Origin of the sequence: Lacisediminihabitans profunda (genome assembly GCF_008040105.1) — a bacterium.
Lineage (GTDB): Bacteria > Actinomycetota > Actinomycetes > Actinomycetales > Microbacteriaceae > Lacisediminihabitans > Lacisediminihabitans profunda.
The window spans coordinates 102315-114564 of the sequence record NZ_VRMG01000011.1 but is presented as its reverse complement, the minus strand read 5'-3'; the positions used below and the strand labels follow the sequence as shown (position 1 = coordinate 114564).

Here is a 12250-nt window from a genome sequence, read left to right as displayed (position 1 = left end):
CCCTTGTGCGCCTCGTGTCAGGTGATCGATTAGCATCGATTCCGAGCGGCGTCGTGACTTCACTGATCTGAGAATGAGTCTCGACGGTCCAGTATAGGGCGGCCGCGAAACGCCGACTAAAGGACCTGATCTCCCATGCAGGAGCCCAACACCCGCTTGTTCACGCGCCTCTCGATCGTCTGGCTGATCGCGTCACTCGTGCTTGTGGCCGTCGTCTACGGCGTGCTTGCCTGGGCAATCCCGCGAGGATTCGACTGGACGGATGAGGCGTGGGTCTACAGCCTCATCTCGAGCAATCGGATCGCCGTCGGCGAGGCGTGGGGCTTCCAGCACGTGTTGCATCCGCTCTTCGTCGCGACAGGGCAGAGCGTCATCGCCTTCCGTGTCATTCGCCTGGTCGGGTACTTCCTGGTCTCGGCATTCCTTCTCGTCGTCGCTCATCGCACGGCGAGCGCGCTCGGCTGGACTCTGCGCCTGACCAACTGGCTGCTCATCCTCGCGGTGAGCCAGATCGGTACGTTCGTGGCCTGGGCGTATCCGCCCCGCTACCTCGGCTATAACGAGATTTCTTCCTGGCTCACCCAGGTGGGCGCAGGCCTGATCGTGCTTCTCGTGGTTTCGCGAATCACGGCCAAGCCCGTTGTCGGCCCGCGCATCGTCCTTTCGATTTGGGTTGGCCTCGGCGCGATCGTCGTGCTGTTGGTCGCGGTCAAGATCACCACGGGGATCGTCTTCGGTGCCCTCGTCATCGCGGCGCTCTTCATTTCGAGGCCGACCCTCGTGTTTTCGCGGCGGGTGCTCACCCTGGCCGTCGGAGTCGTTGTGGGACTGCTCTTGCTGCTTGTGTCGGGATTCCCGTTCTTCGACTACGCCAAGAACCTTCTCTCCCTGATCTTCGATGACTCGGCGAGGAGTGCCTACGACCATCCGGTGGGCGAACTTCTCAAGACCTATGGACTCTCGTTCGCGGGCTCCGTTCGCACGATCCTCCTGTCGATTACCTTCTTCGTCGTGCTCGTCTCGCTTCTGCTTGGGCTGCTTTCTGCCCGAGTGAGCCGCCAGGCCGCGGGCCTGGTGGCCGCAACGGCGGGGATATTCGGAGTGCTGACCGTCATTTCGCTGTTCGTCTGGCCGGTCACCAACGTGCCGTTCGCGGACCTCGGCTACTTCACCCTGTTCACGGGGAGCGCGGCGCTGATACTCGTGACACTGTGGCTCGGTGTTTCTCGTGGCGGGGGCGAACTCACCTCCCAGGCGAAATGGGTCGTGATCTTCGGCTGCATCGTCGTGATCGCGACTCCGTTCGCCGGCGCCGTCGGCACCAACAACGGCATCATCGGACAGTTGCTCTATTCATCCACGATCTGGGCGGTTGCGCTGGCATTCCTGCTGGTGTTCCTGGGCCAGCGGCTGGCGCTCAGGGGCCACTCGGGGCTGTCGACGATGCCCCCGGTGATCCTGGTTTGCCTACTGCTCCTGTCGGCGATCGCGGTTCGCGGTGATGTGGTCAACCATCCGTACCGCACCGCGCCCTATGCGCTGCAGCAGTCGCCGACGAACGCGACCCACCTGCAGGGGATGCTCCTGACGGCGCAGGAGGCGGAATGGGCCGACTGGATCAGCTCGCAGGCGCGGTCGTTGAAGGCGGGAAGCACCCCGACGATAGCGATCTCGTCGCCGGGCGGCATCCTGACGTTCAACAACAGCCCGTTCGCCAGTCCGTGGGTCGAGACGTTCTGGCCGGTATCGTTCCGCTCGATCACCGCCGCGTGCGCTGACCACAAGGCGCCGACGAAGCTCTTCGTGCTTCAGCCGGGGAACGCGAAGGCAGGAAGCCAGGTCGTGAAGCAGACCGTCTCAGCACTCCAAGACTGCGGCATCAGCTTCCCGGGGGACTTCGTGAAGGCCGCCGTGCATCCTTCTAAGAACAAGGAATTCTCGATGACGATCTGGAAGCTCTCCCGCCCGTAACCCCGGGCCTGCCCACCGACCGAGGTTCTATCGGCGACGCGTGAGCCTCGGTCGTCCGAGCGGGGAGTAGCTCTTCCTGAGGAAAGAGAAGTACTCGGTCGCCTGGCGGATGAGCGCAAGCGGACGGCCGAAGACGTGGCTCGTCTCTCCGGCGACGCGGTGCTCGTGACCCACGGACACCTCCTGCACCGCGAAGCCGAGGCTCACCGCGGTCGCGTACAGTTCCGGGTTGACCATCGACCCGAGGTGACGGATCTGCACGTGCGACGCGAACTCGTGGGAGAGCCCACGAGCCCCGGCGTTGATGTCCCTGAGGTCGAATCCCAGGTACAGGCGGCACAGCGTCAAGTAGGTGTACGACGCGATCACGCGCACAGCGCCGCCTACCCGCACAGTGCGGTGTCCAAGGACGAGGCCCGCCCCACCGGCGAGCTCCCTGTCGAGATCGTGGAAGACCGACGGTGGATACTGCCCGTCCCCGTCGAGTACAAAGATTCTGTCGCCCTGGGCGGAGTTGATCCCCCGGCCGACGTTCCAGGCATACAGCCCGTTGGACTCGGCGGTCAGAACCCTGATTCGCGGGTCGGCCTCGGCGAGATCGCGAACAACGGCGACGGTGTCGTCGGTACTGGCGTTGTCGCAGACCAGGATCTCGCAATCGGGCCATTCGGCCACCTCGGAGGCGACCGCAGCGATCGTTCGAGCCACCGAGCCCTCTTCGTTATAGACCGGCAGCACCACGCTTCGCTTCACTGACTCTCCTTCGCGCACCCATGCATCCTGCCATACGTTGGTCACGGCCGAGTCCGATCGGGCGAGCTCAGATGGGCTCCGCGTTCCCTTCGCGGGCGTCGCTTGCCGGCCCCATCGTTGGCGCGTTCCGTGGGCTGGGAGCGGGCGACTCAGCCGGCGAGGCGCTCGCCGAAGGTGCGCCGGTAGGCGGTCGGTGTGGTCTGCAGCACCTTGACGAAGTGGTGGCGCATGACCGCCGCCGTGCCGAAGCCGGTGTCCGCGGCGATCGACTCGAGGCTCTGGTCGGTGGTCTCGAGCAGGTTCTGGGCACGGATGATGCGCTGCTTGTTGAGCCACGCCGCCGGCGTGGTTCCCATGTCGGCACGGAAGCGCCGCGCGAAGGTGCGCGGAGACATGAGGGCCTTGCGGGCCAGCTGGTCGATGGTGAGGTCCTCGGCGAGGTTCTTCAGCATCCACTCCGCCACCTCGGCGAAGGAGTCGGCGCAGCGCTCGGTGATCGGAAAGTCGATGTACTGGGACTGCCCGCCGTCCCGCTGCGGCGGCACCACCATCCGCCGCGCGATCACGTTCGCCACCGAGGCTCCGAGCTCCTTGCGCACGATGTGCAGGGCGGCGTCGATGCCCGCGGCGGTGCCGGCGCTCGTGACCACCTTGCGGTCTTCCACGAAGAGCACGTCGGGGTCGACCGACGTCGCGGGGAAGGCGGCCGCGAGCCGGTCGGTGTGCATCCAGTGGGTGGTGCTTCGGCGCCCGTCGAGGATGCCGGCCTGCGCGAGCGCGAAGGCCCCGCTGCAGACGCTCAACACCCACGCGCCGCGCGCCTCGGCGGCCCGGATCACCTCGAGGTACGCCTCGTCGATCGTGTCGAGAGAGTGGGCGGGGACCGCGATGAGGTCGGCATCGGCTGCCGCGGCCAGGTCGTGTTCGATGATCATGTCGAAGCCGAGGCTGGTGCGCACCGGGCCGGGGGCGGCGGTCGCGATGGTGAAGTCGAACGCCGGCCCGCCGCTGTCAACGCGGTCGATGCCGAACACCTCGCAGACCACGCCGAACTCGAACGGGGCGACCCCGGGAAGTGCGAGCAGAACGACCTTCTTGAGCATGGTCACACCTTTGGCTGGATATGTACGATTGATGGCAATACTGCCACTCGTGGCAGTTAGTTGCAACTCCTAGATTTACTGCCATGATCACTTTCGCACTCATCATCACGGGCCTCGCCGTCTGGGCGATCGCCGGATCCCTCTTCGCCATCCACCACGACGGCTATCGGCGCCAGCCCACGCGTCCGCGGTACTGAGCACGCCGGCCGGTCGGCGCCCGGTACTAGCCTGTAGGTCATGACTTGGCTTGTGACCGGCGGCGCCGGCTATATCGGTGCACACGTTGTTCGATCGCTACTCGATGCCGGCCTTCGAGCGGTGGTGCTCGACGACCTCTCCACCGGACACAAGAGCTTCGTGCCGCGGGGAGCCCCGTTCGTGCAGGCATCGATTCTGGATGGCGCCCGCATCGTCGACACGATCGACGAGCACGAGGTGACCGGCGTGATCCACGTCGCCGGCTTCAAATACGCGGGTGTCTCCGTGCAGCGCCCGCTGCACACCTATGAACAGAACGTCACGGGAACCGCGATCCTGCTCGCCGCCATGAGCGACCGCAAGGTGGACCGCATCGTGTTCTCGTCGAGCGCGGCCGTGTACGGCACGCCGGACGTCGACACCGTCACCGAGGACACCGCGAAGAACCCCCAGTCGCCGTACGGCGAGTCCAAGCTCATCGGCGAGTGGCTGTTGCGCGATCAGGCCGTGGCCGAGGGGCTGCGGCACACGTCGCTGAGGTACTTCAACGTCGTGGGCTCCGGGGATGAGAGCATCTCCGACACGAGTCCGCACAACCTCTTCCCGCTCGTGTTCGACGCCCTCGTGGCCGGACGCACGCCGCGCATCAACGGCAACGACTATCCGACACCCGACGGCACCAACGTGCGGGACTACATCCACGTGGCAGATCTCGCTGTCTCGCACGTCGCCGCCGCGCGCCGCCTGGATGCCGGCGAACCGCTCGAGCCCGCCTACAACCTCGGCAGCGGCGACGGCGTCTCGGTCGGCGAGATAATGGCGACGGTGGCGCAGGTCACCGGCATCGATTTCGTTCCGGAGATCGGCCCGCGACGCCCGGGGGATCCCGCCAGGATCGTGGCCGCCGGGGACCTCGCAGCTCGGGATCTGGACTGGAAAATGCGGCATTCACTCACCGAAATGGTGTCGAGCGCGTGGGCCGCACGCCGGGCCTACGGCCGCTGAGAGGCTATTCCCGGGCGGCCCGATATATCGTGCCCCCCATTTGAGGGCCGCGGCGCGTCGCGAACCCTCGACAGCGAATTGAGGCTTTACCATTTGCGACTTGACGGGACGGAACTACACGGGTGTAATTACTTCTAACGTGATGCGCATGCCGAGCGCATTATCGAGGGGAGATATGTTATGGCGATCGACGAACAGCGCCGAGGTGTACCTGAGGACTGGTTCGTCGACCCCGTTCGACTGGGAGTTCCCGGCGTGCGTGGGAAACTCGACGACGAGAATCCGCTTTCCTGGCAGACGGATTCACTCTGTGCGCAGACCGATCCGGAGGCCTTCTTTCCGGAAAAGGGCGGATCGACGCGCGACGCGAAGAAGATCTGCTCATCCTGCGAGGTGAAGGCCCAGTGCCTGGAGTACGCGCTCCAGAATGACGAGCGTTTCGGAATCTGGGGCGGACTCTCGGAGCGCGAGCGTCGCAAACTCCGCAAGCGCGCGTAACCATCCCCGCTCGCATCAGGTGGGGCCGGTGTGACTCGGATGATTCACCGCGCCCCGTGCGTGTCGGCCTCCCGATCCACGCCCAACCCGCTTAGTCTCGATTAGATGCAAGCGAGAGTCACAGCGATACTCGTTGTCCACTCGGGGGCGGCGTACCTCGAACGAACCATCGCGGGGATCGCTCGGCAGTCCCGTCTGCCCGACGACGTGATCGGTGTCGACGCCGGCTCGACGGACGACTCCGCCGAGCTCCTCGCCGAGTTCGGGCCCACCCAGCTCGTCTCGGTCGGATCGAAGACGACCTTCGGCTCGGCCGTCGCCCGCGCCCTTCACGTTGCTGCGCCCGCCGCATTCGCTCCGCCCGCGCCCGGCGCGCCTCCGGGTGGCGCGACGGACGACGAATGGCTGTGGCTGCTCGCCCATGACAACGCCCCGGAGCCGAACGCGCTCGCCCAACTGCTCGGGGCCGTCGAGATCGCCCCCTCGGTGGCCATCGCGGCCCCCAAGCTCATGCGCTGGGAACAGCCGGATGTGATCGCCGAGTTCGGCGAGACCATGACGCGGTTCGGCGCCTCCTTCGCCCTCGTCGAGGGTGAACTGGATCAGGCCCAGCACGACGTGCAGGACGACGTTCTCGGCGTCGCGGCCGGCGGAATGCTCGTTCGGCGCTCGTTGTGGACCGCGCTCGGCGGATTCGACCCGGGACTGCCGAGCATCGATGCCGCTCTCGACTTCTCGGTGCGGGCGCGCCTCGCCGGCTACCGCGTGGTCGTCGTGCCGGGAGCAAAGGTCGCGAGCGCCGGCGGCCCGGAGACCTTCTCCCGCGCGTCGGTGTCCGAGATGCGGCGGGCCCGAATCGCTCGGACGGCCCAGTTACATCGCCGACTCGTCTACGCACCGGCCGCCTCGCTCGTGTTCCACTGGCTGTCACTCGTGCCGCTCGCCGTGCTGCGCGCGATCGGGCAGGTACTCGCCAAACGACCGGGACTCGTCGGCGGGGAGTTCGCCGCCGCCTTCGCCGTGGCGTTCGGAACGACAGGGGTTGGCCGGGCCAGGCGCAACCTCGCCCGCAGTCGCACCCTCGGCTGGGCGGCGATCGCCTCGCTGCGGGTCCCCGGCCGCGTGGTGCGCGAGCGGCGCGCGCAAGCGAGGGAAGAGGCGGCCTCCTCCACCGTGGTGGCGGTGCAAGGTGCACCGCGCGCCGAGTTCGTCGCCCATGGCGGCCTCTGGGTCGTCGTGCTGGCCGCCGTCGTCGGAATCGTGTTCAGCGGTCCGGTGCTCGGCGCCTCCTCCCTTGTCGGCGGCACCCTGCTTCCCCTGAGCGATACCGTCGGCCAGCTCTGGTCGCACGTGGGCTACGGCTGGCGCGAGATCGGGGTGGGATTCCTCGGCGCCTCCGACCCGTTCGCCTACGTGCTCGCCGTGCTGGGCTCGATCACGTTCTGGCAGCCGTCCCTCGGCATCCTCGGCGTCTACCTGCTCGCGCTTCCCCTCGCCTCCCTCGGCGCCTGGTTCCTCGCTCGTCGTCTCACCACGCGGGTGGGGCTGCCGGCCCTCGCCGCCGCCGTGTACGCCCTCGCGCCTCCATTGCTCGGGTCGCTCGCGGCCGGGCACCTCGGCGCATCCATCGTGCATGTCGTTCTGCCCTGGCTGCTGCTCGCCGGCCTCTCCGCGTCGAGATCGTGGTCGGCGTCGGCCGGCTCGGCGCTTCTGCTCGCCGTGGCTGCGGCATCCGCGCCATCGGTGGCGCCCGCGCTGCTGGTCTGCTGGCTCGCGCTCCTGCTCTCCCGCCCGAAGAGCCTGCACCGGCTGATCTGGATTCCGCTGCCGGCGGCCGCCCTGTTCCTCCCCCTTGTGGTGCAGCAGTTCGCCCGCGGCAACCCGCTCGCTCTTCTCGCCGACCCTGGCGTTCCTGCCGGCGGGGCGGAGACCTCCGGCCTGCGTCTCGCCCTCGCCTCGCCGGGAACGGGCCTGCACGGCTGGAGTTCGGTTCTCCACTCGCTCTCCCTGCCGGGCACGGCCCCGGTCGTGCTCGTGGCGGTGCTGCTCGCACCGATCGGCGCCCTTGCGCTGCTCGCCCTGTTCGTGCCCGGGTCCCGGCGGGCCGCCCCGTCGATGATCCTGGCGCTCCTCGGTTTCGTCACCGCGGTGATCGGATCGCACCTCTCCGTGGCGACGGCCGGCGGGGCAGCGGTCGTGATCTGGCCGGGAGCGGCGCTCAGCCTCTACTGGCTCGGACTCATCGGAAGCGTCGTCATCGGCCTCGACTCGCTCGGCCGGGTCTCGGTTCCGCTCGGGGTTCTCGCCGGGGTGGCCTCGACCCTGCTCGTGGTGCCGCTGCTCGGTTCCCTCTTCGCGCCGACGGCCACCGTGCAGCCCGGCTCCCGAATCCTGCCGGCCGTGGTCACCGCCCAGGCGAACGGCCGTCCGGACGTCGGCACCCTCGTGCTGACGCCGCTCGCCGGAGGCGCCCTGTCGGCCGTCGTCGAACGCGGCTCTGGCACCACTCTCGACGACCAGTCGACGCTCGCCTCCACATCGACCGGGCTCTCCGCCGACCAGAAGCGCGTCGCGACGCTCTCGGGCAATCTCGCGTCGCGAAGCGGATTCGACGCCGCATCGAGCCTGGGCGAACTGTCGATCGGCTTCGTGCTCCTCACCCCGCCCGAGGACAACCAGCAGGCGGTGCACCAGCGTACTGCCGAGGCACTCGACGGCAACTCGCTCTTCGCCCCCGTCGGCAACACGGCCAACGGGCTGCTCTGGCGCTATGCGCTGCCGGACGGCGCGGCTCCGCAGCGGCCGGGCAACACCAGCACCCAGCTCGGCGCGGGGATCCTCGTCGGCCAGGGCATCGTCTTCGGACTCACCCTGCTCCTCGGGATTCCGACGGCGCGCCGCCGACGCCGGCAGAACGTGAGCGGGTCGGTGCTGGGCGAGCCGGCCGGAACCTTCGACGAGGAGGATCATGACTGACGACCTGGAACCGGAACCCGAACTCGAGGTCGCTCCCGAGCCGCTGCCGGAACCTCTGCCGTCTTCAAAGACCCCGGGCCGCGCGCGCGGCGCCGTGCTCGTCGGTGCGCGAATCGTCGCTGGGACCGTCGGCGTGGGCGTCGCGGCACTGGCGCTGGCCGCCGCCGCCCTGCTTCCGATCCCGAGGCACACCGTGAGCCCGCCGTCGGTGCTCGTCACCCCCGTGGCCACGGCCCAGGAGCGCGTCTGCGCCGGACCGCTGCTGCGCCTCGGCGACGAGACGGGCGCCGGCGCCGCCACGGCCAGCTCCGTGGGCAGACCGACCGTGCGCTTCGCCCAGTCGGCGGGACGGGCCCAATCCGCACCGCTCAGCGCCACGGAGAACACGACGGGGGTCGCCCCGCAGCTGCTCACGCTGCCGGCCGGTTCGTCCGCCGCGCGGCCCCTCCTCGCCGGCGCTCAGTCCCAGGCCGTGAGTTCCGAGGACCTCGTGGGCTTCGCCGCCGCCGAGTGCACCGAGGCCACGAGCGACAGCTGGCTCGTCGGCGGCGCGACCGACACCGGCCGCACCACCCTCCTCACCCTCAGCAACCCGAGCGCGGTCCCCGCCACGGTCACCCTCACCATCTACTCGGAGACCGGGGTCGTCAGTGCGGCCGGCACCGACGGAATCGTCGTCCCCGCCAGCAGCCAGCGGGTGTTCTCGCTGGCCGGCTTCGCACCCAACACCGTGTCTCCCGTCGTGCGCGTGCAGAGCCGTGGCGGACAGGTCGTCGCCAACCTGCAGCAGTCGACGGTGCGCACCCTGGAACCGGGCGGCGTCGACATCGTGGGCGCGGCATCCGGCCCAAGCAGCACTTCGGTGATCCCCGGCATGGTCGTCGCCAACTCGGATGCGGTCGTCGGCCGCCAGGGGGAGCCGGGCTTCGCCGACCTCGGGTCGGTGATCCGACTGTTCGTGCCCGGTGACAAGGCCGCGAAGGCACGCGTCAGCGTGGTGCCGGAGAACGGCACCGCGGAGATCAAGTCGGTGGCGGTGGATGTTCCGGCCGGAGTGGTCACCGACGTCCCCCTCGACACCCTCGCCGACGGCAGTTACACCATCTCGGTCAGCTCCGACATCCCCCTCGTGGCGGGTGCCAGGGTGTCCACGGTCGGTTCCACCGGCCAGAGCGACTTCGCCTGGCTCGCGGCTGCCGAACCGCTCGACCGCAAGGCGTTGGTGGAGGTGGCTCCCGGGCCGTCGCCCCTGCTGCACCTGGCCAACTCGGCCCGGGCGTCGGCGACCGTGAAGATCGCCACGAAGGGGCAGCCGGATGCGACGGTGACGATCCCGGCCGGCCAGACCGTCACCTACCCGGTCGTGGCCTCCTCCGCCTACACGATCAGCGGATTCTCGACCCTGTCGCTCGCGGTCAGCTACACCGGAGACGCGCAACTCAGCGCATACTCGGTGAGCAGCTCGGCGCCCGCGTCGCTTCCGATCCGCATCTTCCCGTAGTTCCCGTCGGCGGAGCGGCGGCCGTTACAGGTGCCGGAAACGCTCGGGAGCCAGATCCCAGGGGTCCTTGCCGAGCAGTTCGGCCACCGCTCGGAACACGCAACTCTCGATGAGCATGCGGCGATGAAGGTCGTCGTGGTGGTGCAGGTGCGCGAGGCGCTCGATCGGAAGCCGGTAGAGGATCACGCGGCGCTCCGGGGCGATGACGTGCCACCGGTCGATTCCGCCGCTGTCCCCGACCGCGCTTGGCAGGCCGGCCACCTCGAAGCTCACATTGGCAAGCTCGTCCGGCCAGATGTCCTTGAGGTATTCCGCGGTCGACGCGACCGTCATGTCGAAGAGGTCGGCGCGGGAGTGCAGCAGCGGCAGCTGCGGCCCGGTGACGGCCGAACGCATCCCCCGGCCGTGGCGATCGCGCCAGCCCGGTCTCGCCGAGGCGCCTGCACTTCGGGGGCGAGCCATCCCTCGATTCTATCCGCCGCAGCGGACCGCCCGATGTGCGCGGCGAGGCTCGCGCCGAGACGGCCGGCGCGTGGTTAGAGTGGAGCCAAATGGATGGCAGACCCTGTAGCAAAGTCGCGTGCACCAACGACGCCGTCTCCACTCTCACCTATGTCTACGCCGATTCGATGGCGGTACTCGGCCCGCTCAGTCGCCAGGCCGAGCCGCACAGCTACGACCTCTGCTCGAGACATGCCGAGCGGCTGTCCGTGCCCCAGGGCTGGCAGGTCGTGCGGCACGTCTCGCTCGGTCGCACGGAGCATTCCGCCCTGTAGCGTTGTCGGCATGAACTCTGCCAGCTCTTCGGGCGCTATCGATCTCACACCATTCATCAAGGCCTACGACGTGCGGGGCCTCGTCGGCTCCCAGTTGACGGAAGAGGTGGTCCAGGCGCTCGGTGCCGCCTTCGCCGACGAGGTGGAGGCGGCGGGAACGGATGTCGTGGTCGGCCACGACATGCGCGATTCGTCGCCGGAGTTCGCCGCCGCCTTCGCGCGCGGAGCTCAGGCCCGAGGCGCCCACGTGCTCTCGATCGGCCTCTGCTCCACCGACGAGTCCTACTTCGCCTCCGGACACTTCGACGCCCCGGCCGCGATGTTCACGGCGAGCCACAACCCGGCCACCTACAACGGCATCAAGCTCTCCCGGGCCGGCGCCAGGGGCATCAGCTTCGACACCGGGCTCCGCTCGATCCGCGACCGCGCGCAGGAGTACCTGTCCACCGGCGTCGGCGAGGTCGCCGAGACCGGCACCTTCCGCACGGTCGACGTGCTGGCCGACTACGCCGCCTACCTGCGGTCCCTCGTCGACCTGTCCGGCATCCGGCCCATCCGCATCGTGGTCGACGCAGGAAACGGCATGGGCGGACTCACCGTTCCCGCTGTGCTCGGCGAGGCCGCGGGGCTCGCGAAACTGCCGATCGAGATCATCCCGCTCTACTTCGAACTCGACGGCTCCTTCCCCAACCACGAGGCCAACCCCCTCGAGCCGGCGAACATCGTGGACCTGCAGAAGGCCGTCATCGAGCACGGCGCCGACCTCGGGCTCGCCTTCGACGGGGACGCCGACCGCTGCTTCGTCGTGGACGAGAAGGGCAACGCCGTCACGCCCTCCGCGGTGGCCGCCATCGTCGCGCTGCGCGAGATCACCCGGGTGCGCGCCCTGCAGCCCGACGGCGACATCTTCGTGATCCACAACCTCATCACCTCGCGGATCGTCGAGGAGACCATCGAAGCCGCCGGCGCGATCCCGGTGCGCACGAGGGTCGGCCACTCGCTGATCAAGGATGAGATGGCCAAGACCGGCGCGATCTTCGGCGGGGAGCACTCCGCGCACTACTACTTCCGCGACTTCTGGGGAGCGGACAACGGCATGCTCGCCGCGATGCACATCCTGGCCGAGTTCGGGTCGCACGATGGGCCGCTCTCCGCGCTGTCGAAGCAGTACACCCCGTACTCCGCGAGCGGCGAGGTCAACTCCACCGTCACGGACGTGCCGTCTGCCTACAGCCGCATCGTGGACGCGTACAACGGCATCGCCGAGTTCGACGAGCTCGACGGCCTCACCGTGACGGGGATCGTGTCCGCCGACGAGCCGTTCTGGTGGTTCAACGTGCGTCCGTCCAACACCGAGCCGCTGCTGCGCCTCAACGTGGAGGCGGCGACCCCCGAGGAGATGGCACGGGTGCGGGATGCCGTGCTCGCGCTCATCCGCGAGTAGCCGGCGTGGGTCGCGGGAGCGGCGC

General features: G+C 68.6%; 10 protein-coding genes. 7 read left to right on the top strand and 3 right to left on the bottom strand.

Annotated features, from left to right (window positions below; translation table 11 throughout):
* Positions 1-135: 135 nt before the first annotated feature.
* Positions 136-1971: a hypothetical protein gene (locus FVP33_RS16575; RefSeq protein WP_147784799.1), complete on the top strand. Its 1836-nt coding sequence runs from the start codon at positions 136-138 to the stop codon at positions 1969-1971.
* Positions 1972-1998: 27 nt separating this feature from the next.
* Here FVP33_RS16575 and FVP33_RS16570 read toward each other — a convergent pair whose 3' ends face one another.
* Positions 1999-2724 (bottom strand): glycosyltransferase family 2 protein, encoded by a 726-nt coding sequence (locus FVP33_RS16570; protein WP_187270770.1) that lies wholly within the window; start codon positions 2722-2724, stop codon positions 1999-2001.
* A 149-nt stretch (positions 2725-2873) separates the two neighbouring features.
* Positions 2874-3827, bottom strand: a complete 954-nt coding sequence (locus FVP33_RS16565) for a GlxA family transcriptional regulator (protein ID WP_147784797.1) — start codon at positions 3825-3827, stop codon at positions 2874-2876.
* A gap of 237 nt (positions 3828-4064) precedes the next feature.
* Between FVP33_RS16565 and galE the strand changes: the two genes are divergently transcribed.
* The 4 genes from galE (at position 4065) to FVP33_RS16545 (ending at position 10005) form a co-directional block, all read left to right on the top strand.
* Positions 4065-5030 (top strand): UDP-glucose 4-epimerase GalE, encoded by a 966-nt coding sequence (gene galE, locus FVP33_RS16560; RefSeq protein WP_147784796.1) that lies wholly within the window; start codon positions 4065-4067, stop codon positions 5028-5030.
* 180 nt (positions 5031-5210) lie between these two features.
* Positions 5211-5528, top strand: a complete 318-nt coding sequence (locus FVP33_RS16555; protein WP_147784795.1) for a WhiB family transcriptional regulator — start codon at positions 5211-5213, stop codon at positions 5526-5528.
* A 105-nt stretch (positions 5529-5633) separates the two neighbouring features.
* Positions 5634-8504: a glycosyltransferase family 2 protein gene (locus FVP33_RS16550; RefSeq protein ID WP_222706774.1), complete on the top strand. Its 2871-nt coding sequence runs from the start codon at positions 5634-5636 to the stop codon at positions 8502-8504.
* Complete coding sequence (locus FVP33_RS16545) at positions 8497-10005, top strand: DUF5719 family protein (protein WP_147784794.1); 1509 nt, start codon at positions 8497-8499, stop codon at positions 10003-10005. The genes FVP33_RS16550 and FVP33_RS16545 overlap by 8 nt, the downstream gene beginning before the upstream one ends.
* 24 nt (positions 10006-10029) lie before the next feature.
* Here FVP33_RS16545 and FVP33_RS16540 read toward each other — a convergent pair whose 3' ends face one another.
* Positions 10030-10467 (bottom strand): metallopeptidase family protein, encoded by a 438-nt coding sequence (locus FVP33_RS16540; RefSeq protein ID WP_147784793.1) that lies wholly within the window; start codon positions 10465-10467, stop codon positions 10030-10032.
* A gap of 89 nt (positions 10468-10556) precedes the next feature.
* Between FVP33_RS16540 and FVP33_RS16535 the strand changes: the two genes are divergently transcribed.
* Both FVP33_RS16535 and FVP33_RS16530 read left to right on the top strand, forming a co-directional pair.
* A complete protein-coding gene (locus FVP33_RS16535; protein ID WP_147784792.1) occupies positions 10557-10781 on the top strand; it encodes a DUF3499 family protein in 225 nt (74 codons plus the stop codon).
* A 10-nt stretch (positions 10782-10791) separates the two neighbouring features.
* Positions 10792-12225, top strand: coding sequence for a phosphomannomutase/phosphoglucomutase (locus tag FVP33_RS16530; protein ID WP_147784791.1), 1434 nt, complete (start codon positions 10792-10794; stop codon positions 12223-12225).
* The last annotated feature ends 25 nt before the right edge of the window (positions 12226-12250 follow it).